This is a genomic window from Sphaerisporangium sp. NPDC049003, assembly GCF_043197795.1.
Classification (GTDB): Bacteria; Actinomycetota; Actinomycetes; order Streptosporangiales; family Streptosporangiaceae; genus Sphaerisporangium.
In genome coordinates this window covers 317866-341806 of record NZ_JBICTU010000005.1, presented here as the reverse complement: position 1 = coordinate 341806, position 23941 = coordinate 317866, and the positions used below count along the sequence as shown (strand labels likewise).

Sequence of the window (23941 nt, the reverse complement as noted above, 5' to 3'; positions counted from 1 at the left end):
AGACGCGATCAACGAGAAGAAGAACAGCGGCCAGGCCAAGGAGTCGCTGGAGGTCGTGGACGTGGCCCAGCTCCTCATCACCTCGGTCAAGGGCCGGGCCTGAGGTTCGGCCGCCGAGGAGTTCGGCCGTTCAAGATCGTTTGACGGTGCTGGGGCGATACCAGCAGGCGGGTTGATCGCGTGGACAGACAGCCATGGGGCCTTTGGCCAGGCTCCTACAAGGTCACGCGCCGCGTCCGGTGAGTGCAGGTGAACGCCACCCGGGCAGGGGCGACAGATCCCGTTGAGGAGCCCGCGGTCGGTCGGCCGCTGGGTCAGACCCGCCGGGAGGCGCCCACCTACATCCTCACGGTCAGTCGTCGGACCGGTGGTTGCCCTCCGAAGGCACGTTCGTGAGCCGCGCGAAGACGTCGATGGCCCGGGCCACCAGCTCCTCGGCCTCCTCGCGGGTCGCGCAGGCGGCCACCTCACGGCAGATTCCGCCCATGGCGTCGGTGACGATCGCGACCATCGCGCGGACGCCCAGCGCGTCGTCCTGCCCCAGCAGATTCGGGCTCTCCCGCAGCAGGGCGGCGTTCTGCCGGAACCAGTCCTGGTTGATGCGGCGCATCCGCAGCCCGAACCCGGGAGGCGTGTCGCCGTCGGCGACCAGTCGCACCACGTCGCGATGCTCCCAGGCGCCCAGAAGGTAGGCCCGCGTCCCGGCCAGGAACAGGCGCAGCCCGTTGGTGACCCCGGCGGCGCGCACGGCCACGACCGTCTCGCGCGCACGCGCCTCCTGGCTGCGCTGGTACCTCAGCCAGATGGCGAGGTAGATATTGGTCTTGCTCCCGTAGTGATAGTACAGAGAGCCCACGCTCATGCCCGCGCGCTCGGTGATGTCACTCACGGTCGTCGCCGAGAAGCCCTTCTTGACGAAGAGCTCACGTGCGGCGTCCGCCAAGCCCTGGGCGGCGTCCGTCTGCAACCGCGGGTCGTCCAGATCGATCGTCACCTCGGTCTCCTCGACCACCCGGGGCGACGTGCCCTGCTTTCTGGGCCTCGTTCCGGCCTTCACCATGTGCTCTCCGATCCAGGTCGGCGGCCGCGTTGACGACCGATCGGCTCACGCCGAGAGGTCTGAATGAGATTCAGTCTAAGGCAACCACCCGGCCCGATGGAGGCGCTTGTCGCGATCCGGTCGCGGTGAGGCGCACCCGGCTTGGCGGGTCAGGCCTCGCTGACCGCCTTCCTGGCCTGGGCGGGGTCCCCGGCCGCCAGCGCGAGCCGGGCGTGCTCCTCGCACGCGGCCATCGAGTGGCGGCCCAGCGCCTCGCGTACGGCCGGCACGCTCGGGGCGGCCATCGACAGGCTGCCGACCCCGAGCCCCACCAGGACGGTGGCGAGGAGCGGGTCGGCCGCGGCCTCGCCGCACACGCCCACGGGCTTGGACGCCTGCCGCCCCGCCTCGCCGCACATGGCGATCAGCCGGAGCAGGCCGGGCTGCCAGGGGTCGAGCAGGTCGGCGAGGTCGCCGTGCTGCCGGTCGGCGGCGAAGGCGTACTGCCCGAGGTCGTTGGTGCCGATGCTGAGGAAGTCGACCTCCTCCAGCAGGCGCCGGGCGTGCAGCGCGGCGGCGGGCACCTCGACCATCACCCCGACGTGGCTCAGGCCGCGCGCACGGGCACGCTCGGCGAAGCCGGCGGCCTCGCCCACGGTGCTCACCATGGGCGCCATCACCCAGGTCTCGGCGCCGCTCTCGCGGCCGGCGTGCGCGATGGCGTCGAGCTGGACGTCCAAAATCTCCGGCTGGATCCTGCTGGTGCGCAACCCCCGCACGCCCAGTGCGGGGTTCGGCTCGTCGGGCAGGCGCAGGAACGGCAGGGGCTTGTCCGAGCCCGCGTCCAGGGTGCGGATCACCACCCGCCTTCCCGGCACCGCCCGGAGCACCGCCGTGTAGGCGGCCACCTGCTCCTCGAAGGAGGGGGCGGCGCGGCGGTCCAGGAACAGGAACTCGGTGCGGAACAGGCCGACCCCCTCGGCGTCGCCGGATCCGAGGTCGTGCGCCGAGCCGATGTTGAGCAGCAGCGGCACCGGACGCCCGTCGGCGGTCCGCCCGGGGCCGTGGCCGCCGGCCAGGCGCTCGCGCGCCGCCGCGGCCTCGCGCTGGATCCCCGCGGCCGCGTCCTCCCCCACGCCGACCTCGACCTCGCCGCTCGCCCCGTCGACCGAGATCCACATCCCGTCGCCGATGTCCGCGGCGCCGCGGCACGCCACCACGGCGGGCAGGCCGAAGGTCCTGGCGAGGATGGCGGTGTGGCTGGTCGGGCCGCCTTTCTCGGTGACGAGCGCGAGCACGGTGCCGGTGTCCAGGTTCGCGGTGTCGGCGGGCGCGAGGTCGTCGGCGATCAGGATGTACGGGTGGCCCGGGTCGGGCACGCCGGGCATGGGCAGGCCCAGTACGGCCGCGACGGCGCGGTTGCGGATGTCGTCCAGGTCGCCCGCCCGGTCGGCGAAGTATCCGCCCGCCGCGAGCAGCGCCTCGCGGTGGTGCGCGCAGGCGGCGTCGACGGCGTGCGCGGCGCCGAGGCCCGAGGCGACCCCCTCCTCGACGGACTCGCGCAGGGCGGGGTCGGCCGCCATGAGGCTCTGCGCTTCCAGGATCTCCCGCGCGTCCGGGTTCGAGGCCTTGGCCGCGTGGCTCTCCAGGTACTGCGCGACGGTGTCCAGGGCGCCGGTCGCGAGGCCGATCTCGCGGACGGCGTCGGTGACCGGGGCGGGAGGCGGCAGTACCGGGGGCCTCGCCATGCGGTGCGCCCGGCCCGCCGCGCGGCCGGGGCTGACCCCGATGCCCCGCACGACCTCAGGCATCGGCGGACTCCTCCGCGTCTAGGTCGCGCGAAAGCAGCTCGGCGAGGGACTCCAACGCCTCCTCCGCCCCCGGGCCGTCGGCCTGCAGGGTCACCTCCGTGCCCTGCCGCGCGCCGAGGGCCAGCACTCCGAGCATGCTGGTGGCCGGCACGGACGGCTTGTCGGCCGTCCGTACGCGCACGGCGACGCCCTGCCGGGCGGCTGCCTGGACGAAGAGCTTCGCGGGCCTGGCGTGCAGGCCGCTGCGGGAGGCGATGGTGACGGTCTTCTCTGCCATGGCGGGGCTTCCTTAGGGTTCGACGGTGACCTTGATCGCCGTGCCTCGGCTGACGATGTCGATGCCTTCCAGGACCTCCGCGAGCGGGATCCGGTGGGTGATGAGGTCGCTGACCGGCACGGCCCCGGTGGCGATCAGGTCGAGCGCCCTGGCGTTGTGCGCGGGGCTCGACCCGTTGGCGCCGACGATGGTCAGCTCGCGGTAGTGCACGAGGTTGGAGTCGAGCGCGATGATCGGGTCGTCCTTGGGCAGGCCGCCGAAGAAGCTGATCCGGCCCTGGCGCGCGGTCATCTGGAGCGCCTGCTGCTGGGCGGCGCCGGAGGCTGCGGCCGTGATGACCACGTCGGCGCCCCGGCCGCCGGTGAGCTTGAGGACCTCGTCCACGACGTCCGCGTCCCGGCCGCTGATCACCGCGTCCGGCCGTACGCGGTCGGCGGCCATGGTGAGCCGTTCGGGGTTGAGGTCGGCCAGGAAGACCCGCCCGGCCCCGCGCGAGCGGGCGAGCCGCACGTGGAGGCAGCCGATGGGGCCCGCCCCGAGGATGACCACGTCGTCCCCGTCGCCGACGCGGGCCAGCTCCTGCCCGTTGAGCACGCAGGCGAGCGGTTCGGCGACCGAGGCCTCGGCGAAGCCGACGCCGTCGGGGATCCGGTTGAGACCGCCGACGGACAGCACCTTGGCGGGCACGATGGTGTGCTCGGCGAACCCGCCGTCGTAGTGGTAGCCCATCGACTCCTGGTTGGGGCAGACGGTCATCCTGCCCCGCAGGCACTCCTCGCAGCGGCCGCACGGGATGGCGGCGATGACCTGCACCCGGTCGCCCGCCGTCCAGCCCTCGACGCCCTCGCCCACCTCGGCGATCTCACCGGCGATCTCGTGGCCCATGACGCGGGGCGGGCGGATGTGGTGGTGACCGTGCCTGAAGATCTTGACGTCGGTGCCGCAGGTGGAGCAGTTGCGGACGCGGATCTTGACCTCTCCGGGCCCCGGTGAGGGCTCGGGCGCGTCCTCCACGCGGATGTCACCTGGGGCGTGGAAGCGGGCGACCTTCACTCGGGCGTTTCCTCTCTCACGGGCGGCCCGCTCACAGGTTGCGGGGCCGCGTCGTCTTCTTTCACGGGTTGCAGGAGGCGGACCACCTCGTCGACCTCGGTGGCCTCGCGGAGCGCCTTCGCGCGGTCGGGGTCGAGCAGGATCTGCGCCAGCTCGGACAGCAGTTCCACGTGGCCCTCTCCACGGGCGGCGATGCCGATGCACAGCACGACGGGGAACCCGTCCCAGTCGACGCCGCCGGGGAAGCGCACGACGCTGATGGCGTCGTGGTGGACGGCGTCCTTGCCGGCGAGCGTGCCGTGCGGGATCGCGACGCCCTCCCCGACGTAGGTCGAGATGGACCGCTCACGGTCGATCATCGTGCCGATGTAGGACTCGTCGACGGCGCCCACGGCGAGCAGCGCCCGGCCGCACTGCCGGATCGCGTCGTCGCGCGATCCGGCCTCGGCGTCGAGCCGTATGGCCCTCGGGTCCAGCGGCAGCGGCGCCGCGTCAGGCATCGACCGTGCCGCCGTTCTTCATCGTGCCGACGAGTTTGGTGACGGCGGGGTCGCCGATGAAGAGCTGGAACGGCACGAGCACGGTGCCGGGAGCGGAGGCCCTCGCACGGTCGGCCAGCCCCGCGTGGCAGACGATGACGTCGGCGTCGGCGGGGATCGAGTTGACCGGCGTGTGCTCCACCTCGACCGGGAGCCCCTTCAGGGACTTGCGGAGCTGGGTGGCGAGCATGACGCTGCTGCCCATTCCCGCGTCGCAGGCGACCACGATCTTCTTGACGTCCTTGCTGTCGATGCTCGGCATCCGCTCACACCTCTCTGATGACGGGCTGGGCTTGCTTGTCGCCCTCGGTGACGGGCGTGGTGACCCCGCCCGGCTCCACGGCGGAGGCGCCGGACGCGGCCGGGACCGGCTGCTCGGCGGGGGCGTCCGGCGCGGTGGCGGGCTCGTCGCCGTTGGCGCGGCCGAAGCCCAGCAGCGCCGAGGCGACAACGAAGGAGACCGCGGCGGCCACGAGGACACCGGCGAGGACCCCGAAGTAGCCGCCTCTGGGCGTGACCGCCAGGTAGGCGAAGATGCTTCCAGGCGCCGGGGTGGCGACCAGCCCGGCCCCCGTGACCATGAAGGTCAGGACGCCCGACGCGCCGCCCGCGATCACCGCGAGGATCAGGCGGGGCTTCATGAGCACGTACGGGAAGTAGATCTCGTGGATGCCGCCGAGGAACTGGATGATGATCGCGGCGGGCGCGCTGGGGCGCAGGAGCCTCGGGCCGAAGAAGAAGTACGCGAGCAGCAGGCCGAGCCCGGGGCCGGGGTTGGACTCCAGCATGAACAGGATCGACTTGCCGGACTTGACCGCCTCCGCGACGCCCAGCGGGCCGAGGACGCCGTGGTTGATCGCGTTGTTGAGGAAGAGCACCTTGGCCGGCTCGATGAGCACCGAGGCGAGCGGGAGCAGTTCGTGGCCGACCAGCCACGAGACGGCGCGGCCGGCCGCGGTGGTGACCGCCTCGACGACCGGGCCGATGCCCCACATGCCGAGGACCGCCATCCCCGCGCCCACGATGCCGGCGCTGAAGTTGTCCACCAGCATCTCGAACCCGGCCCTGGTCCGCTGCTGGGTGAACCCGTCGACCTGCTTGATGACGAAGGCGGCGAGCGGCCCGATGATCATGGCCCCGAGGAACATCGGGACGTCGGCCCCCACCACGACGCCCATCGTGGCGACCGCGCCGACGACGGCGCCGCGCTGGCCGTGCACCATGCGCCCGCCGGTGTACCCGATCAGGATGGGGAGCAGGGTGCTGATCATCGGCCCGACCAGCTCCGCGAAAGCCTTGTTGGGCAGCCAGCCCGTCGGGATGAACAGGGCGGTGATCAGGCCCCAGGCGATGAAGGCGCCGATGTTGGGCATGATCATGCCGGCGAGGTGACCGCCGAAGCGCTGGATCGTCGCCTTGACGCCGGTTCCGGTAACCGTGGGGGTGTATGTATCGGCCATGTGGTTTGCTCCTTCCGGGGCGGCCGGCGTGGGGCCGGCTGGGGGGTCGAAACGCGCCGTCTAGTCCCCGGGCGTCAACGGCGTGGCTGGATCGGGATCGAGGACGCGGACGTCGCCCCGCTCGATGTCGGCGGGCGACGGCATCCGGCTGCCCGGGAGTGACACCGCGGCCGACGCCCAGGCCAGGGCCTCGACGAGGGCCATCTCGCCGGCGGCTCCCGCGGCGAGGAAACCGGCGAGCATGGCGTCCCCCGCGCCGACGGTGCTGCGCGGCTCGCGCACCGGGCACTGGCCGTACCACACCCGGCCGTCCTCGACGAGGACCGCGCCGTCGGGGCCGAGGCTCGCGAGGACGGACCTCGCGCCGAGGGCCAGCAGCTTGCCCGCCGCGTCGATCGCGTCCCCCAGCGACGCGATCGACGTTCCTGTGGCCTCGGCCAGCTCCTCACGGTTGGGCTTGACCAGCGCGGGCGCCGCGGCCAGCGCCGACACCAGCGCGGGACCGCTGGTGTCGACCGCGACGTTGATGCCCGCCCGCGTGAACCGCCGGCACAGGCGGGCGTACATGTCGACCGGGACGCCCGGCGGGAGGCTCCCGGAGGCGACCACCCAGTCGGCCGACTCCGCCGCGCTGAGCACCGCCTCGGCGACGGCGTCCAGCTCGTCGGCCGAGAGCGCCGTGCCCGGCTCGTTGATCTTGGTGATGGTGCCGTCGGGCTCGGCGAGCGCGACGTTGGACCGGGTGGTCCCGGCGACCGGCACGGTGATCATCTGGATGCCCTCCTCGGAGAGCAGCCTGACGAGCTGGCGCCCCTCGGCCCCTCCGTAGGGGACGACCGCGCACGACCTGACCCGGTTGGCCAGCAGGGCGCGGCACACGTTGACCCCCTTGCCACCGGGGTCGAGGTGGGCCGTCGCGGCGCGGATGACCGTGCCGCGCGCGAGGGTCGCGATCTCGATCGTGCGATCGAGGCTCGGGTTGAGCGTCAGGGTGAGGATCACGCCCGTACCACCTCCGGCCCGGCCTGCGCCACCTCGGACACCGTCGCGGGGTCGAGCCCGGTGTCGGTGATGACCACGTCGATCTCGGACATCGACGCGAACCGGGCGAGGTAGGTGTCGGCGAACTTGGTGTGGTCGGCGAGCAGCACGCTGCGCTTGGCCGCCTTGATCATCGCCCGCTTGATGGCCGCCTCGGCGGGGTCCGGCGTGGTGAGGCCCCTGGCCACCGAGCAGCCGTTCGCCGCCATGAACGCGACGTCCACGTTGAGCCGTGAGAGCGGCCGCATCGCCCAGTCGTCGACGGTGGCCAGCGTGCGCCCCCGTACCCGGCCGCCGAGCATGATCACGTTGAGGTTCGCCCGCGTGGCCAGCACCGTGGCCAGGGGCGGGGAGTTGACGATCACGGTGAGCTCGCGGTCGGCGGGGAGCACCTGCACCAGCCGGCCCGTGGTGGTGCCCGCGTCGATGATGATCGCGCCGTCCTCGGGCAGCTCCGCGACGGCGGCCTTGGCGATGCGCTCCTTCTCGGCCGTCATGACCTCGTCGCGGGTGGCCAGCGCGGGCTCGAAGCCCAGCCGCTCGACCGGGATGGCCCCGCCGTGCACGCGGCGCAACACGCCCGCACGCTCAAGAACAGTCAGGTCGCGGCGGATGGTCTCGGTGGTGACCGAGAACTCCTCGCCCAGCGTCACGACGTCCACCCTGCCGATGGCCCGTGCCCGACGCAGGATCTCCTGCTGCCGCTCCTCGGCGTACATCGTGTTGATTCACCGCCGTTTCAAGTTGGTTTCGTCTTTGTTTATACCCGCCCTTGTTGAGGCGTCAAGGATTTCCGGTCATTCCACCCGCGGCCTCGGCGAGGGCGGGCGCAGACCGGCGAAAGGCGCAGACCAACGAAACAGGCGGTGAACCCCACCGCGGGGAGCGGCACTCCAGGCGCGAGCAGGTGGCCGCGCGACGCCCTCAGACCCCGGAAAGCGCCAGGGTGAGCAGGGCTGTGCCTCCTCCGGCGACGGCCCCGGCGGCGACCTGGGCGATCGTGTGGTGCGCCAGCCGTACGCGGGCCCAGCACACGACCGCGACGACCACCGCACCGGCGACCAGCGTCGGCGTCGCCGGCAGGACGCGGGCGAGCACCAGCACGGTGCCGGCCGACACCGCCGCGTGGAAGGAGATCTTCCACCGCAGGGTCACAGGGACGGTCACCGCGAGGCCCGCCAGCATCGCGGCCACCGTGGCCACCAGCAGGCGCGGGGCCCCGAGGCCCGCCAGCAGCATGAGCGCCGCCAGCACGGCCGCGACCGCCACCAGCAGCGGCACCGTCCTGCGCGAGCGGTCCACGATGTGCCGCGAGTCGAGCCGTCCCGAGCGGACGCCCATGGCGATCACCAGCGCCGGGACGCCGCCGCACAGCAGCGACGCGAGCAGGCCCCACTGGAAGCCGGCCCAGCCGTCGGAGACCAGGCCCACCACCGGCGGCAGCCCGATGACGAGCACCTGCGGGGCGAACAGCTCGGTGACCCATCGCGCGACCCGGTCGGACAGGCCGGAGGCCCCGCTTGCCCCTTCCTCGGCACTCGCCACACGCTGGCCACCCATCGGCACTCCCCCGTCGAGACTTCCCGCAGCTACGCAGACTGCCATACCTGGCCGACCGGGGGACGCCGCGACGCGATCTTCGCCTCACTCCCGCTCGGCCGCCTGGCGTGGAGCCGGTGGCGAAATCCTCCGGCCGCCTATACTTTCGAGGAGATCAGCGTCATGGGAGGGGTATGCGAAACGCCGAGCCCCTGGTCGTCGGCGTGGACGGCGGCGGCACGAGCACGCGCTGCCTGGTCGCCACCCTGAGCGGCGAGATCGTCGCCCGAGGCCGGGCGGGAGGCGCCAACCCCCGCTCCGCCCGCGACCCCGGTGGCAACCTCACCCACGCGCTCACCGAGGCCCTGCTCGGGCTCGGCCCGCGCTTCCACCCGCGCGACGTCGCGGGCGGCGTCTTCGGGCTCGCCGGCGCGAGCGCGGCGGGCCGCGAGCGGGCGCTCGTCCTGGCCGAGGACGCGTGGCGCGCCGCCGCCCTGCCCGGCCTCCCCGTCGTGGTCCCGGACATCCTGGTGGCCTTCGCCGGAGCGACCCCTGTCCCCAGCGGCAGCGTGATCATCGCGGGTACGGGCGCGGTGGCGGCCCGCATCGCCGGCCGGCTGATCATCCGGCGCTGCGACGGCTACGGGTGGCTGCTCGGCGACGAGGGCTCGGGGGTGTGGATCGGGCGGCAGGCGGCCCGGGCGGCGCTCGCGGCCCTCGACGGCCGGGGGCCGCCGACCGCGCTCACCGCCCGTGTCCTGCCCGCCTTGCTGAGGCACGCTCCTGGAAGGGACGCCGGCGCCGCCCCTCTGGCGGGCGAGGCGCTCGCCCAGGCCATCGTCGCCGCCGTGTACGACGGCGAGCCCGCGCGGCTCGGAACGCTCAGCCCCCTGGTGGAGTCGGCCGCCCGCGAGGGTGACCGGGTGGCCCTCACCATCCTGGACGACGCCGCCCGCCTGCTCGTCCGCACCCTGGACACCGTGAGAGCCCCCGACCCCGCGCTGCCCGTGGTCCTCGCCGGCTCGCTGCTGACGCGGCCGACCCTGGTGGCCGACCGGGTCAGGGAGGCGCTGATCGGCCGTACGGTCGTGCCGGCCAAGGACGGCGCGGCCGGAGCCGCCGCGCTCGCCCTGCGCGCCTTCGCCGCCGCCGGGGGTCCCGGCGCGGCCCGCGACGCCGAGATCGAAGCGGCGCACCGGCGGATGCTCGCGGCCGGCGACACTCCCGGTCAGGCCTGACCCGGCGGAAAGGGTTCAGCTCACCCAGAGGGTGGGCGGGCTCTGGCGTCCCGCCGCGTCGACGGCCGTGACGCGGTAGCGCGAGCCTGGCTCCCACGCCGGGTCGGTGAACCGGCCTCGGGGCCCGCCGGGCACGATCGCCAGCAGGTACCCCTTGTCGTCCGCGTCGTGACGGTAGACCGCGTACAGGCGGGGCTCGGCACGGCCCTCGGAGGCGAAGGTGAGCTCGGCGCTCCGGCTCGTACGGCGGGCGCCGGTGACGACGGGCGGCGGAGGCGGGGCGCCCGCGGCCAGGCGCGGCGGCACCGGGCCGAGGGCCGGTCGCGCGTAGTGCTCCCGCTGGAGTCGGGTCATCGCCCCGAGCCGGTCGGCGCGCACGTCGCCCGAGTTGTAGTAGACGTCGCCGCCGATGCCCGGATGGTCGCCGTTGAGGGTGAGGTGCCGCGACAGCTCCTCGGGGTCCTGCCAGGCGGCGGGCTGCCCGGCGGCTCCGGCGTTGTAGACCGACTGCCCGATCCACAGCTGGGTGCCCGTGCCGGCCACCGCCTTCGCCCACCAGGCGGCGAGCACGGCGTAGTCGGCCACCGGCAGGCCGATGTTCCAGTAGAGCTGCGGGACGACGTAGTCGAGCCAGCCCTTCCGCACCCAGCCCCGGCTGTCGGCGTGCTGGTCGTCGTACGACTGGGAGCCCGACGTGGCCGAGCCGAGGGGGTCGGTGGCCGCGTTGCGCCAGATGCCGAACGGGCTGATCCCCCACTGGACCTCGGGCTTCTCCTCGCGGACGCGCCGCCCCATCTCGTGGATCAGCAGGTCGACGTTGTGCCGCCGCCACGCCGCCCTGTCGGCGAACCCCTTGCCGTGGCGGGCGTAGGCCTCCGCGTCGTCGAACTCCTGGCCCTCGACCGGGTAGGGGTAGAAGTAGTCGTCGAAGTGCACGCCGTCGACGTCGTACCGGGTGACCGCGTCCATGATCGCGTCCTGGACGAAGGCGCGGACCTCCGGCAGCCCGGGGTTGTAGTAGAGCCCGCCCGCGTAGGCCACGCCCCAGCCCGGGTTGCGGCGCAGGGGATGATCGGGCACGAGCCGGGCGGGGTCGGGCTGCGTGGACACCCGGTAGGGGTTGAACCACGCGTGGAACGCCAGCCCGCGCTCGTGCGCCGCCTCGACCATGAACGCGAGCGGGTCGTACCCGGGGTCGCGCCCCTGGACGCCCGTGAGGAACTGCGACCACGGTTCGCGCGCCGAGGGCCAGAAGGCGTCCGCCGTGGGCCGCACCTGCACGAACACCGCGTTGAACCGGCGCGACACCGCGAGGTCGAGCCACGAGATGAACTCGCTCTTCTGCCGCTCCACCGGCAGGCCCGTGCGCGAGGGCCAGTTGGTGTTGTTCACCGACGCGATCCACATGCCGCGCATCTGCCTCGGCGAGGCCAGGACGGCCGCGTCGCCGGGGCCGGTGGCGCGGAGTGCGCCGCCGGGACCGCCGGGGGGCAGGGCGCCGCCGGGATCCGGTGCCTGCCCTCGGGCGAACGGGGCGAGCGCCGCCACGGCCAGGCCACCCAGTACGGCCCTGCGGCTCAGCGGGCGGCCGTTCACGCGGACTCCGGACGTCCCGGCGACACCGGTCTCCCGGCGGCTCCGGCGGGGAGGGCCCGGTGCCGGCCATGGCCTGGGTGCCGGCCGAAGCCTCCGGCGTGAAGATGACAGATGACTTTCACCGGATCAATGAGTCTGAAGAATGTTGTCATCAGGCCGTGACCTAACCGGGAGCGAATGAAGGAAAGCTTCATAGAAGATATGCGCAATGGCGCAGGATGCCACATCGGCGTCAAGACCATGCAAAACCACACGTAGCACGCAAGTCAGACGGTCCTCGAAGGGGAAGATCGATAGGGCCGCCGCCGACACGAGCGGAAGTCGCCAATGCCGCACAGTCCCGATCTCGACCGCCTCGCCGCCACGGTGCTCCAGCCGGGGTTCGAGGGCACCGCCCCACCCGGCTGGCTGCTCAGCCAGCTCGCCGGCGGCCTCGGCGGGGTGGTCCTCTTCGCGCGCAACGTCTCCCCCGGCACCGCCGGGCTCGTACGGCGGCTTCGCGAGGAGAACCCCGAGGTCGTCGTCGCCGTGGACGAGGAGGGCGGCACCGTCACCCGCCTGGAGGCCGCCACCGGCAGCTCGTGGCCCGGCAACGCCGCCCTCGGCCTCGTCGACGATCTCGGCCGCACCGAGCGGACCGGCCGGGAGATCGGCCGCCTCTTGGCCGCGACCGGCATCACGCTCGACTACGCCCCCGACGTGGACGTCAACGCCGACCCGGACAACCCGGTGATCGGCATCCGCTCCTTCGGAGCCGATCCGGGGCTCGTGGCCCGGCACGCCGCCGCGTGGATCTCCGGGCTGCAGGGCGCGGGGGTCGCCGCCTGCGCCAAGCACTTCCCCGGGCACGGCGACACCGTGACCGACTCCCACCTCGCCCTGCCCGCCGTCCACGCGTCGCGCGAGGTGCTGGAGCGGCGCGACCTGCCGCCGTTCCGCGCGGCCGTCGCGGCGGGGGTCCGGGCCATCATGTGCGGCCACCTCATGGTGCCGGCCCTCGATCCCGAGCTGCCCGCGACCCTCAGCCGCCGTGTGCTCACCGGGCTGCTGCGCGAGGAACTGGGCTTTGAGGGCCTGCTGGTGACCGACGCGATCGAGATGAGGGCCGTGGCCGCGCTGATGCCCCAGCCGCAGATCGCGGTACGGGCGCTCGCGGCGGGCGCCGACGCGATCTGCGTGGGCGCCTCCTCCTCGCCCGGCGGGGAGAACGTCGCCGAGCTGCGCGAGGCGATCGTCCGGGCCGTCCACGAGGGCGTCCTGGACGAGGCGCGGCTGGCCGAGGCGGCGGGCCGCGTACGCGGCCTGGCGGCCTGGCACGAGCGCGAACGCCTCACGGAGGCGGGGGCGACCGAGCTCGACGCCGAGCACGGCGTCTCCCTGCTCGGGCTGGACACGGCCCGCCGGGCGCTTCGCGCGAGCCCCGGCGACGGCACGCTCGTACGGCCGGTCCTCACCCGGCCCCCGCTGGTGATCGAGATGACCGCACGGCCCCACCAGGCGATCGGCGGCGGCGTGCCGTACGGGCCCGGCGAGGCCCTGGCGGCTCTGCTTCCCGGCACCGCCCGTACGATCCTGACGCCCGGCCTGCACGAGCTGCCCGAGCTGGGCGAGTCGCCCGTGGTGGTGGTCACGCACGACGCGCACCGGCACGCGTGGATGGCGGCGGGCCTGGCGGAGATCCTCCGCCGCCGCCCGGACGCCATCGTGATCGAGATGGGCCTGCCGGGCCGTCCCGTGGGCTCGGTCTACCTGGCCACCGGCGGCAGCTCCCGGGTCTCGGCACTCGCCGCCGCCGAGTGGCTCACCGGCCGCTGAGCCACCGGCACGCGAGTCCACGGGCCCGTCACGAGCGCGATCCGGATGGGCGCGCGGTCCCGCACGAGCACGGTCCCGATGGGTCCGCGGTCCCGCACGAGCACGATCCGGATGGGCGCGCGCGGTCTCGTACGAGGGGGATCTGGATGAGGGTCCGCGGGTTCCCTACGACCAGGATTGAGTAATCTGTCGGTAACAGTAAAGGAACCCAATGATCGACCCGCAACGCTCGACCCCCGAGAACCTGGTCGCCCGGGTGCGGGCCGTGCTTCCCTCACTCACGCCGTCCGCACAGATCATCGCCCGGCTCATCCTCGACGACCCGGCGACGGTCGCCCGCAGCACCATCACCGAGCTCAGCGCCGCCTCCGCGACCAGCGAGGCGACCATCGTGCGCACCGCGCGGGTGCTCGGCTTCTCCGGGTACGCCCAGCTCCGGCTCGCGCTCGCCGCCGCCGCGGCCACCACCCGCCAGGGGCCCGACCGCCTCGTCCCCGGCGACCTCGCCCCCGACGACCCCCTCTCCGACGTGATCGCCAAGGTCACGCGGGCCGAGGCCGAGGCCATAGAGGACACCGCCGCGCAGCTGTCCCCCGAGCGGCTCGGCGAGGTGGTCGACGCGATCACCGGGGCCCGCCGCGTCGACGTGTACGGCGTCGCGGCCTCCGGGCTCGTGGCGGCGGACATGTCGCAGAAGCTGCTGCGCATCGGCCTGTCCGCCCACGCGTTCACCGACGCGCACCTCGCCCTGACCAGCGCCGTGCTGCTGAGGCCCGGCGACGTCGCGGTCGGCGTGAGCTGCACGGGCGAGACCCCCGACGTCCTGGAGCCCATGCGCCGGGCCCAGAAGGCCGGGGCGACCACAGTGGCGATCACCAACAACCCCCGGTCGGCCCTCGCCGAGGTCTCCGCCCACGTGCTGATCTCGGCCGGGAGGGAGAGCGCGTTCCGGCCCGGCGCGCTGGCCAGCAGGATCAGCCAGCTCCTGATCGTCGACTACGTCTTCGTCGGCGTGGCCCAGCGCACGTCCGAGGTGTCCAACGGGGCCCTGCGCGCGACCCGCGACGCCATCGACCACTTCGTCATCGAGTCCCGGCCCCGCAGCAGGAAACCGTCGTAGCGCCTGAGGGCCGGCGCGGCCGTTTCAGGATGAGCGCGCCGGTGGCGACCCTCCCCCGGGCCGTCAGCCGGCGTCCCGGGATCGGAAGATCTTGGAGAGGGCGGTGACGGCGAGGATGACCACCCCGATGATCAGTGCCCACTTGACGATGCCGGCGACCAGGCTCAGCAGCGCGCCGAGGAGGAAGAAGGCGGCGATGACGGCTACGACGAGAAGAAGAATGCGTCCCATGGCTTCACGCTAAGCGCCCGCCGGTCCCGGCGACATACGTGGAGATCGAGTTCAGGGACGAGTCAGGGTCGGCACTCAGGGTCGCGTGGGGGTCCGGCGAGGAGGCTCACAGGACCGCGCAGCCGATGCGCACGGGCACGCGTGCCGACCAGCGGCCCGAGAGCACGTCGTAGGCCTGGGCGTAGCCGTTGGCGGGCTTGCCGGCGGAGGCGCAGTCGAACACCCCGGTCTTCTTGCCGAAGCTGCCGCCCGCGAAGCCGCTGTGCGCTCCGGCTGTCACGGTCCCGCTCCAGAACAGGCGGCCGGTGTTGTACCGGAGGTAGAGCTTGACCTGGCCGAAGTTGTAGTGGTCACCGCTGATCTTGATGCGGGGGATGTCGTCCACCGAGGTCGAGGTCGCGGTGCCGTCCCCGTTGTCGGTCAGGGGAACGGTGTACCGGTTGATCCACAGGCGGGCGGAGACCTTGCGGTTCGCGGCCTGGGCGTTGTCGGCGGCGGCCTGCGAGCGGACCGAGGGGACCACGCAGACGTCGTCGCCGGTGAACGCCTCGCGCCACACGTACCCGGTGACGCAGGTGTGCGCGCCGAAGGCCCCGGAGGTCCAGCGGCCGGCGGCGGCCGCGTTGTCCGAACGCGTCTGGGTGCGGGTGGCGGAGCTGACGCAGACGTGGTCGGAGGGGCGGGCCTCGCGCCAGACGTAGCCTTCGCGGCAGGTGTCGGGGCCGAAGTCGCCGGTGGCCGCGGAGGCGGACGTCGAGGGCAGGGTGACGACGGACAGGCCGGCCACGGCGGCGACGGCGAGACCGAGCAGGCTGCGCTTCATCTTTGTCTCCTGAGTGTGAGTGTGTTCTCCCGGTCCTGTTCGCTCGGCCCCGGGGGTTCTTACACACTCAGTGATATCGGCCTCCACCTGCACGTTCATTGACAACCGCTTGACGCCTACCGATGCAAGGGCGTGCAAGGGCTTCAAGCGCCCCGCCGGGCCGCCGGCAGGCCGTACGCCGCCTCCCGGATCAGGGGTCGCCGCAAGCGGCCGGCGCCTCTCACACGGGCGCCTCTCACACGGGCGCCCCTCACACGGGCGCCCCTCACACGGGAACCCCTCACACGGGAACCGCGAACACCACCCGGCGGCCCTTGAACTCGGTCACGCTCCACAGCTGGTTCTTCTCGGTCCAGCAGGTGAGATCCTCCGGGCCGACAGGGAACTTCTTCACCTGGGCGGGCTGCCCGGCGGGGACGACCAGCAGCGAGCCGTTCTTCGTGGAGGAGGCCGCCTGGCTGAGATACCAGCGGCCCTTGTACGAGAGCCCGCCCTGGATCTTGGCCGCCGGAAGCGTGAAGGCGTCCGCCGCGTTCGCCAGGCCGTCGGCCCCGGCGACGAGCGTGCCGTCCGAGGCGAGCGGCCAGCGCGCCACGCGCCCGGTCCTGCCGGGTTCGTCCGCCGGGTCCACGTACTCTCCCGAGACGAGCATGTGCGGGGTGAGGCTCCTGTCGACGGCGGCGAAGGAGTACCGGGCCGCCCCGGCGGTGCTCCAGGCGTCCACCTGCGGCATCACGTAGCGGTACCCGAAGGCGTGGTACTTCCCGCCCTTCAGGCCGATCTTGTCGTCGTCGCCGCCGACCTCGTAGATGTGCCGGGTGTCGAACACCCGCAGCCCCCGCGAGGTGTCTACCACGTAGATCAGGTTCCCGTACCACGCGATTCCGCCCGCGTGGATGTTGATCGGGCCGTACGAGGTGCCCTTGGGCTCGACGAGCAGCACGTGCCGGTACTTCAGCGTCTTCGCGCTGAGGAACGAGACCCGCACGCCGCGCTCGGTCGCCGCGCCGTCCGGCTTCCAGTACCAGGTGACGGCGAACGCCTGGACGTCCGCGTGGCCCGCCTCCGAGCTGGCGGCCACGCCCTGCGGGTACCAGTCGGTGGTGTCGTTGTCGCCGGACTCGAAGCAGTACCAGTCCGCCGGTCGCGGCGACATCGAGCCGAACGCCGTCGTGCTCCCCTTGCGGGTGGCGGTGCGGTTTGCCTGGGCGAGCACGGCCTTCAGGTCGCGAGCGGGCAGCGCCTTGCCGAGCGTCTCGACCGCCTGTGGCAGGTCGCGGGTGCTCCGCCGGAGCAGGAACGGCCCCGGATCCGTCCCGGTCATGAGGCTCGGGCTCATGGGGGCGCCCCCGTCGTACGTCAGGAGCGGGAACGCGTCATCACGCCACCTGCCCGCGCCCCCACCCAACCGGTGATCAACCCGGCCAGTCTCCCGCAGGAGTGACATATACGTCTACGTAATGACCAATTAGGCGCAAGGCACGGCCACCTCCATTGCCGAACATCCCCGCCCAAGCGCAATGAGATGGCCCCGGACCGGAACAGCCGGAAGACGTCGAATCGACGGGACGGCACGAGCCCGCTTTCGGGCCGATGCCGAGGACCGGCCGGTGGTGTCGCAGTTCGGTCAGGACCGAAACGCATTGACGTGCGGCAGCGCGGACCTTGATCCTTCAAGAGCGCTCCACAGCAAGCCCCTCACGAATCTCGATTTCCCTCCAGGTGAAAGCCGGGAGGGTCGGTCGCCGACGGCCCGGCGCGCCTCATCGGAGTAGGCAAAGGCGACAAAGACGCGCGTACACACCTACGGGGGAGCGTATGCATCTGACCTTCGGTCTTCTGGGTCCATTGTCGGTACAGCGCGACGGGATCGCGCTTTCTCTCGGTGCGGCCAAGCAGCGTGGCCTGCTCACCGCCCTGCTTCTCGACGCTCGTACCGTGGTGTCGGTCGACCGCCTGGTGGAGCTTCTGTGGGAGGACGAGCCCCCTCGGTCGGCCGTGGCCAACATCCGGACCTACGCCTCGCGCCTCCGCTCGACGTTACGGGACGCGGCCGGCGAGCGGCTGGTGAGCCGGCCACCGGGATACCTGCTCGCCGCCGATGCCGGCGAACTGGACCTGCTGCGCTACGAGGAGTTATCGCGCCGTGGACGGGACAGTCTGTTCCAGGGTGAAACGGCGGCGGCGGAGACCGCCATCCGTGAGGCGCTCTCGCTGTGGAGAGGCGCGGCGGCGGAGGACGTGCCAAGGGGCGTCCCCCTCGGTGCCCGGCTGGCCGCCCTGGACGAGGAGCGCGTCACTCTGATCGAGGACTGGATGGAGGCACGGCTCCGGCTCGGCGACCACCGGGCCGCGGTCGGGGAGTTACGCGAGCTCACCAAGTCCCACCCGCTGCGCGAGCGACTGTGGTTCCATCTGATGGTCGCGCTCTACAGGTCCGGCAACATCGGTGCGGGGCTGGCGGTGTTCGCCGAGGCCCGTCAGACCCTGGTGGAGCAACTGGGCATCGAGCCGGGACCCGAACTGAGCGGACTGCAAGCGGCCATGCTCGCCCACGACCCGGCACTGGTGGCCGATCCCTACCCGCCCTCTCCCGAGAGGGTGACCACTTGGGCGTCCCTCGTGCCCCGGGAACTGCCTGCCGACTGTGCCGGGCTGTCCGGGCGGCAGGCGGAACTCGCGGCGATTCGAACCGCGATAGCCGGCAACCCGCCCATCGTGGCGCTGCACGGACCGGCCGGCAGCGGTAAGTCCGCACTCGCCCTGCGTGCGGCGCACCAGTTGCGGGACCTGTACCCGGACGGCGAACTGTACGTCGACCTGCAAGGCTCCACCCTTGTGCCGGAAGATCCCGTCAATGTGCTCGACCGGCTGCTCAGAGCCCTGGGCGACCGCGGTGACCACGTCTGGAACGGCCTCGCCGAGGCGGCGGCGCGTTTCCGTACCGTCATTGCGGGCCGGAGGATGCTTCTCCTGCTGGACAACGCCGTCGACGAGGCACAGGTCCGGCCCCTGCTGCCCGGCACGGCGGAGGTCCGGGTCATCATCACCAGCCGGCGCATGCTGGCGGCACTGGACTGCGGAACGAACATCGACGTCGGGCAGGTCGGCCTGAGCCGTGGTCGTGAGATGTTGCGCCATCTGACGGACGGGCTGTGCGACAGGTTCGACGATCACGACCTCGACCGGCTGGTCACCCTGTGTGAAGGGCTGCCGCTGGCCTTGCGCATCGTGGGCGCGCGGATGGTGTCCCAGCCTCATCGGTCGAGCCGAGGGCTGGTCGCGCGGTTGTCCGACGAACGGACTCGCCTGCGGACGCTCTGCTACGGAACGCTCTCGGTCCGGTCCGCGTTCGCGGCGAGCCATCGACGGTTGACCTACGGAGCCGAGCTCTTCCGCCTCATCGGCGCGCTGCACCTGCGACGGCTCTGCCCCGGGGTGGCCGCCGCCGCGCTCGGGCAGTCCGCCGTGGACGGCGAGCGCGCCCTGGACGACCTGGCCGGCGTCAGACTCCTCGATCAGGTCGACGCACGGACGTACCACGTACCGGACCTGGTGAGGCTGTACGCCGCCGAGGTGAACGCGGGCGGCGATCCGAGGGAGCCGGTGAGGCGGATCCGTGCGGGAACACGCCCGGTTCTCACCTCGATCGAGCTGCTGGACCAGCACAGCGGCGCCCGGCCGGCGCCGTGGAAGGAGTGACCGATGCGTCTGTCCCGGATGGTGGCCGCCGGCGGCCTGTTATGCGTCGCGGCGGCCACAGCGGCTCGTCGACGGCTCGTAGTGATCACTGTGGAAGGCCACAGCATGGAGCCGACCCTGCTCGACCGCGACAGGGTGCTCGTACTGCGCCGCCCCTTGCGCCGGGTGCGGCGCGGGCAGATCGTCGTGCTCGAAAGTCCCCACCCCGAGGGGCTGTGGGCCCGCCTCCCTCCCCCGGGGCACCGGCTCCAAGGCCGCGAATGGGTGGTCAAAAGGGCGGTCGCCCTCCCGGGAGATCCGGTCCCGCCCGCGGTGGCGGCGGCGGCCGGAATCGAAGACGAAGACGCCCGGGTGCCGTCCGGTTCCCTGGTCCTCATAGGCGACGGTAAGAGGAGCGGGGATTCTCGTAAATGGGGACCGTGCCCCGGCGATCGGTTATTGGGGGTGGTGGTGGCCCGGTTGCCCCGCCGGAATTCCGCCGGACCGCCGTCGGCATTGGGCTGATCGGTGAATGTACCGAAGGTGTATTCCGGCTTCGTAGTCTCGGCGCGTGCACTACATCGATGTCGGCTGCCGCGCTCTTATCGCCCTGGTCTTCATCGTGTCGGCCACGAGTAAGCTCCGTGGCCGGGAAAGGCTGAGGGCGTTCGCCGAGTCTCTCCCGGCCCTCGTGCCCGTCAGGGCCGGGCAGGCGAGGTCGCTGGCGCCCGCTGTCGCGCTCGCCGAGCTGGCGATCGTGCCACTGGTGGTGACGCCTTTCACCGCGTCCGTGGGGTGCGTCCTCGCGTTCGCCCTTCTGGCGGGCTTCACCGTCGCGATCGCGGCCGTCGTGCGCCGGGGCCGGACCGCGACGTGCCGCTGCTTCGGCCCGGCTGCCACGCCGATCGGTCGTCACCACCTGGTGCGCAACGGCCTGTTCATGGTCGCCGCGCTGGGCGGCGCGGTGCCCGCCGCCGGCCAGGCCCACCCGGGCGGGCTGGTCGTCGCCGTCGTCGCCGGGCTCGCGGCCGGATCGATCCTGATCCGCCTCGACGACCTGGTCGCACTGTACGCCGCCCCGGCCGTAGGCCGGAACAAATCCCCCTAGGAGGCGAAATGCTCATCACCGCCGTCATCGTCGTCGGCGTCCTCGTCCTGCTCGATCTCGTCCTGACGTTCGGAGTGATCCGGCGCCTGCGCGAACACACCGAACAGCTCGGCCAGGCACACCACGGCCCGACGGACCTCATCTGCGGCAAGGGGACCGAGATCGCCGGATTCGCGGCGGTCACCACCGAGGGGGAACAGGTCTCCCGCGGCCTGCTGTCGGGCGAGACCCTGGTCGGCTTCCTGTCCCCGACCTGCCAGCCCTGTGAGAAGCTGCTTCCGAGTTTCGTCGAGTACGCGGCGGCCATGCCTGGCGGGCGCGACCAGGTTCTCGTCGTCATCGCCGACGACGGCCCCGGCAAGGAGAAGGTGCCGGAGAAGGTCGCCATGGTGAGCCCGTACGCGCGCGTCGTCACCGAGGGCTACGAAGGCCCGCTCCACAAGGCCTTCGCGGTGAGCGGCTACCCCGGAGTCTGCCTGGTACGGGACGGGATCGTGGAGGTCAGCGGGTCCAGCCTCGACGCCTTCCCGGATCACGTCCGGAGATGAGCGGGTCGCGCCCGGCCTCGTCCGGCGGACCGGCGGGAAAGGAGGCGGGACCGTCCGCGACGTACAGGGCCCTGGGCGTGGCCGCCCGGCTCACCTGGCGGGCCTGCCGTGGCGCCACCGTCATGTACGTCGTGTGCAACCTGGTCCTCGCGGCCGTGCCCGTCGCCGTGGCCTGGCTGACCAAGCTCCTCCTCGACGGCCTGTCCGCCGGCGCCGCGCTCTCCTCCCTGCTGGCGATCTCCGCGGGACTGGCCGTCGCGGGAGTCGCGGTGGCGGTGGTCGGCCAGTCCGTCCAGTTCCTCCGGGGGGAGATCGGCCGCAAGGTCGGGCTGGCGGCCGAGGACGAGCTGTACCGTTCGGTCGAGCGGTTCACCGGGCTCGCCCGCTTCGAGGATCCCCCCTTCCTCGACCGGCTGCATCTGGCGCAGCAGGCGGCGAGCACGCCGGCGCTGCTGGTGGACGGAGCGCTCGGCGCGGTCAGAGGCCTGCTGACGGCGTCGGGACTGATCGTTTCGCTGGCCGTCATCAGCCCGGTGATGACGGCGGTCGTGCTCGGCACCGCCGCGCCGATGCTCGTCATGGAGTTGCACCTGTCCCGCAACAGGGCCGCGATGTTCTGGGACATCGGATCCGCCGAGCGGCGGGAGCTCTTCTACCGTCTCCTGCTGCAGGACCCGCAGGCGGCCAAGGAGATCCGCCTGTTCGGCATCGGCCCGTTCCTGCGTGCGCGGATGCTCACCGAGCGGCAGACCGCGGACGCGGCGAAACGCCGGGTCGACCTGCGGGAATCCCTGGTGCAGAGCGGCCTCGCGCTGCTGGGCGCGGCCGTCGCCGGGGGCGGTCTGGTCTGGGCGGCGATGGCCGCCCAGAAGGGGGAGCTCACGCTGGGGGACGTCTCGATGTTCATCGCCGCCGTGGCGGGAGTGCAGGCGGCGCTGACCGGCCTGCTGCAGTCCTTCGCCCAGGCGTATCAGCAGCTCCTGCTGTTCGGCCACTTCACCGCCATCCAGGACATGCCCCCGGACCTGCCGCCGGCCCTGACACCGGCGGCCCTGCCCGCGCTGAGGCGCGGGATAGAGCTGCGCGACGTCTGGTTCCGTTATGGCGAGGACCACCCGTGGGTGCTGCGCGGGGTCAGCCTGTTCATCCCCCAAGGGAGCTCCGTCGGGCTGGTCGGTGTCAACGGCGCGGGAAAGAGCACGCTGGTCAAGCTGCTGTGCCGCTTCTACGACCCGACCCGCGGCGCGATCCTCTGGGACGGGGCCGACCTGCGGGACACCGACGTGGCCGTGCTGCGACGGCGCATCAGTGCGGTGTTCCAGGACTACATGGAGTACGACCTGACCGCGGCCGAGAACATCGCGGTGGGGGACGTCGACTCACCCGCGGACGAGGACCGGCTCCGCCTGGCCGCGCGGCGTGCCGGGATCCACGACGTGCTCGAAAGGCTGCCTGGCGGGTACCACACGCTGCTGACCCGCATGATCTGGAGTCAGGCCGAGGACGGAGACCCGTCGACGGGCGTCCGCCTCTCCGGCGGCCAGTGGCAACGCCTGGCGCTGGCCAGGGCCTTCCTGCGTGACCGCCGTGACCTGATGATCCTCGACGAGCCCAGTTCGGGCCTGGACGCCGAGGCCGAGTACGAGGTGCACGCCAAGCTCCGCGTACACAGGCGCGGGGCCACCACGCTGCTGATCTCCCACCGGCTCGGTTCCATCCGGGACGCCGACGTCGTCGTCGTGCTCGCCGACGGCGTCATCGCCGAGCAGGGATCGCACGCGCGGCTCATGGCCTCCCAAGGCCCCTATGCGCGCCTGTTCGGCATGCAGTCGGCCGGTTACCGGGACGATTCCCATGCTGACGGGATAGACCCGGCGGCCGAAACGCGGACGGCCTAGCTCGCCGTATGGCAGCGAGTCGCCGCGTTGCCGTCGCGAGCGGCGGCCGGTGACCTTCCAACGCACAAAAGGGGATGAATCTCTCCCAGGTTCGGTGCGAGGCTGGGCTCGTGAGCGACACGCGAACCGTGGTCCTGGTCGAGGGAGCCAGTGACAAGTCCGCCATCGAAGCGCTGGCCGAGCGCCGTGGCCGGGACCTGGCGGCCGAAGGCATCTCCGTTGTGGCCATGGGCGGTGCCACGAATATCGGGACGCATATCGGCAGGTTCGGCCCTGCCGGTCGCGATCTCCGGCTGGCCGGTCTGTGCGACGCCGGGGAGGAAGGCGCCTTCCGGAGGGTTCTCGAGCGCGCCGGCCTTGGATCCGGTCTCGGCAGAAGCGACCTGGAGGCGCTCGGATTCTTCGTGTGCGTCGCCGACCTGGAAGACGAGCTGATCCGCGCCCTCGGCACCGCCACGGTCGAGCGCGTTGTCGATGCCGAGGGCGAGCTCAGCTCGTTTCGCACGCTCCAGAAGCAACCCGCCTGGCGCGGGAGCACCACTCACGACCAGTTGCGCCGGTTCATGGGTTCGGGCGGTGGCCGCAAGATCCGCTACGCCGGCCCGCTCGTCGCGGCACTCGATCTCGATCGCGTGCCGAGGCCTCTGGACAGGCTGCTGGCCCACCTCCTGGGCAGCCGGAGATGGTGATTTCGTCATCGCCGGGTGAGACCGGGGACGGCGGTGAACCGCCTCTGGTGATCCGTCCCCGCGCCGGTCGCCGTCAGTGGCCCGGCCCCCCGGTCCCGAGGCGCTTCGCGTCATTCTGGTGATGCGAATCGTTCTCGGCTGGCGGGCATGATCCGGCCGGGCACGATGATGTATCACACGTCAAATGCGAATGTATCCACCCCTCCTATGGTTGCTTCATGGAACTGAAGAGGGGGTGAGAATATGAAGATGCTCGGGAAGATGGCGGACCGTATGCTGACGGCATTCGTGCCCAAGGCGGGGGCCGGCGCGTGCTGCGTGGAAAGAGGTCTGTGTTACGACGAACCGGGCCCCTGCGCGTCGGGCAAAAAGCGGAAGTGCTGCTTTGACTGCAATTGCCGCCCTGTCTGTGGTGGCTGCAGCTGATCCGGTCCC

Annotated in this window: 23 protein-coding genes; 9 read left to right on the top strand and 14 right to left on the bottom strand. The window is 72.2% G+C overall.

Annotated elements, in window-relative coordinates; translation table 11 throughout:
* Window positions 1-352 precede the first annotated feature (352 nt).
* The 10 genes from ACGFIV_RS08050 to ACGFIV_RS08005 form a co-directional block, all read right to left on the bottom strand.
* Window positions 353-994, bottom strand: a complete 642-nt coding sequence (locus ACGFIV_RS08050; protein ID WP_358560402.1) for a helix-turn-helix domain-containing protein — start codon at window positions 992-994, stop codon at window positions 353-355.
* 215 nt (window positions 995-1209) lie between these two features.
* Window positions 1210-2850 carry a phosphoenolpyruvate--protein phosphotransferase gene (gene ptsP, locus ACGFIV_RS08045; RefSeq protein WP_392833035.1) on the bottom strand — a complete coding sequence of 547 codons (1641 nt, stop codon included), beginning with the start codon at window positions 2848-2850 and terminating at the stop codon, window positions 1210-1212.
* Window positions 2843-3127 carry an HPr family phosphocarrier protein gene (locus ACGFIV_RS08040; RefSeq protein WP_358560406.1) on the bottom strand — a complete coding sequence of 95 codons (285 nt, stop codon included), beginning with the start codon at window positions 3125-3127 and terminating at the stop codon, window positions 2843-2845. The genes ptsP and ACGFIV_RS08040 overlap by 8 nt, the downstream gene beginning before the upstream one ends.
* A gap of 12 nt (window positions 3128-3139) precedes the next feature.
* Complete coding sequence (locus ACGFIV_RS08035) at window positions 3140-4180, bottom strand: zinc-dependent dehydrogenase (protein ID WP_358560407.1); 1041 nt, start codon at window positions 4178-4180, stop codon at window positions 3140-3142.
* Entirely contained in the window at window positions 4177-4680 is a 504-nt protein-coding gene (locus ACGFIV_RS08030) for a PTS sugar transporter subunit IIA (RefSeq protein ID WP_358560409.1), read from the bottom strand. The genes ACGFIV_RS08035 and ACGFIV_RS08030 overlap by 4 nt, the downstream gene beginning before the upstream one ends.
* Window positions 4673-4981: a PTS lactose transporter subunit IIB gene (locus ACGFIV_RS08025; protein WP_358560411.1), complete on the bottom strand. Its 309-nt coding sequence runs from the start codon at window positions 4979-4981 to the stop codon at window positions 4673-4675. The genes ACGFIV_RS08030 and ACGFIV_RS08025 overlap by 8 nt, the downstream gene beginning before the upstream one ends.
* A 4-nt stretch (window positions 4982-4985) precedes the next feature.
* Entirely contained in the window at window positions 4986-6179 is a 1194-nt protein-coding gene (locus ACGFIV_RS08020; protein ID WP_358560413.1) for a PTS mannitol transporter subunit IICB, read from the bottom strand.
* A gap of 60 nt (window positions 6180-6239) precedes the next feature.
* Window positions 6240-7181: a 1-phosphofructokinase gene (pfkB, locus tag ACGFIV_RS08015; protein WP_358560415.1), complete on the bottom strand. Its 942-nt coding sequence runs from the start codon at window positions 7179-7181 to the stop codon at window positions 6240-6242.
* The gene (locus ACGFIV_RS08010) at window positions 7178-7939 is read right to left on the bottom strand and encodes a DeoR/GlpR family DNA-binding transcription regulator (RefSeq protein WP_392833029.1); all 762 of its coding nucleotides are present in this window, start codon (window positions 7937-7939) and stop codon (window positions 7178-7180) included. Before ACGFIV_RS08010 ends, pfkB begins: the two co-directional genes overlap by 4 nt.
* Window positions 7940-8144: 205 nt before the next feature.
* Window positions 8145-8780: a hypothetical protein gene (locus tag ACGFIV_RS08005; RefSeq protein ID WP_358560419.1), complete on the bottom strand. Its 636-nt coding sequence runs from the start codon at window positions 8778-8780 to the stop codon at window positions 8145-8147.
* A 173-nt stretch (window positions 8781-8953) separates the two neighbouring features.
* On the opposite strand from ACGFIV_RS08005, the gene ACGFIV_RS08000 reads away from it, so the two are divergent.
* Entirely contained in the window at window positions 8954-9997 is a 1044-nt protein-coding gene (locus ACGFIV_RS08000) for an N-acetylglucosamine kinase (protein ID WP_392833025.1), read from the top strand.
* 15 nt (window positions 9998-10012) lie between these two features.
* On the opposite strand, the gene ACGFIV_RS07995 is transcribed toward ACGFIV_RS08000, so the two are convergent.
* The gene (locus ACGFIV_RS07995; RefSeq protein WP_358561020.1) at window positions 10013-11593 is read right to left on the bottom strand and encodes a family 10 glycosylhydrolase; all 1581 of its coding nucleotides are present in this window, start codon (window positions 11591-11593) and stop codon (window positions 10013-10015) included.
* Between the two features lie 327 nt (window positions 11594-11920).
* On the opposite strand from ACGFIV_RS07995, the gene ACGFIV_RS07990 reads away from it, so the two are divergent.
* A complete protein-coding gene (locus tag ACGFIV_RS07990; RefSeq protein WP_392833022.1) occupies window positions 11921-13408 on the top strand; it encodes a glycoside hydrolase family 3 protein in 1488 nt (495 codons plus the stop codon).
* 211 nt (window positions 13409-13619) lie between these two features.
* Window positions 13620-14528 carry a MurR/RpiR family transcriptional regulator gene (locus ACGFIV_RS07985; RefSeq protein WP_358561026.1) on the top strand — a complete coding sequence of 303 codons (909 nt, stop codon included), beginning with the start codon at window positions 13620-13622 and terminating at the stop codon, window positions 14526-14528.
* Between the two features lie 63 nt (window positions 14529-14591).
* Here ACGFIV_RS07985 and ACGFIV_RS07980 read toward each other — a convergent pair whose 3' ends face one another.
* From ACGFIV_RS07980 to ACGFIV_RS07970, 3 genes are all read right to left on the bottom strand, one after another.
* Window positions 14592-14759, bottom strand: coding sequence for a hypothetical protein (locus ACGFIV_RS07980; RefSeq protein WP_392833018.1), 168 nt, complete (start codon window positions 14757-14759; stop codon window positions 14592-14594).
* Window positions 14760-14865: 106 nt separating this feature from the next.
* A complete protein-coding gene (locus ACGFIV_RS07975; protein WP_392833015.1) occupies window positions 14866-15582 on the bottom strand; it encodes a hypothetical protein in 717 nt (238 codons plus the stop codon).
* Window positions 15583-15862: 280 nt separating this feature from the next.
* The gene (locus ACGFIV_RS07970; RefSeq protein WP_392833012.1) at window positions 15863-16906 is read right to left on the bottom strand and encodes a hypothetical protein; all 1044 of its coding nucleotides are present in this window, start codon (window positions 16904-16906) and stop codon (window positions 15863-15865) included.
* Between the two features lie 494 nt (window positions 16907-17400).
* Between ACGFIV_RS07970 and ACGFIV_RS07965 the strand changes: the two genes are divergently transcribed.
* The 6 genes from ACGFIV_RS07965 to ACGFIV_RS07940 all read left to right on the top strand — a co-directional run bounded on the left by ACGFIV_RS07965 (window position 17401) and on the right by ACGFIV_RS07940 (window position 23506).
* Window positions 17401-19284 (top strand): BTAD domain-containing putative transcriptional regulator, encoded by a 1884-nt coding sequence (locus tag ACGFIV_RS07965; protein WP_392833010.1) that lies wholly within the window; start codon window positions 17401-17403, stop codon window positions 19282-19284.
* 3 nt (window positions 19285-19287) lie between these two features.
* Window positions 19288-19788: a signal peptidase I gene (lepB, locus tag ACGFIV_RS07960; protein ID WP_392833007.1), complete on the top strand. Its 501-nt coding sequence runs from the start codon at window positions 19288-19290 to the stop codon at window positions 19786-19788.
* A 46-nt stretch (window positions 19789-19834) separates the two neighbouring features.
* The gene (locus ACGFIV_RS07955) at window positions 19835-20371 is read left to right on the top strand and encodes a MauE/DoxX family redox-associated membrane protein (RefSeq protein WP_392833004.1); all 537 of its coding nucleotides are present in this window, start codon (window positions 19835-19837) and stop codon (window positions 20369-20371) included.
* A gap of 8 nt (window positions 20372-20379) precedes the next feature.
* On the top strand, window positions 20380-20919 hold the full coding sequence (locus ACGFIV_RS07950; protein WP_392833001.1) for a TlpA family protein disulfide reductase: 540 nt from the start codon (window positions 20380-20382) through the stop codon (window positions 20917-20919).
* Window positions 20916-22817 carry an ABC transporter ATP-binding protein gene (locus ACGFIV_RS07945; protein ID WP_392832998.1) on the top strand — a complete coding sequence of 634 codons (1902 nt, stop codon included), beginning with the start codon at window positions 20916-20918 and terminating at the stop codon, window positions 22815-22817. The genes ACGFIV_RS07950 and ACGFIV_RS07945 overlap by 4 nt, the downstream gene beginning before the upstream one ends.
* A gap of 110 nt (window positions 22818-22927) precedes the next feature.
* Window positions 22928-23506 (top strand): TOPRIM nucleotidyl transferase/hydrolase domain-containing protein, encoded by a 579-nt coding sequence (locus tag ACGFIV_RS07940; RefSeq protein ID WP_358554142.1) that lies wholly within the window; start codon window positions 22928-22930, stop codon window positions 23504-23506.
* The last annotated feature ends 435 nt before the right edge of the window (window positions 23507-23941 follow it).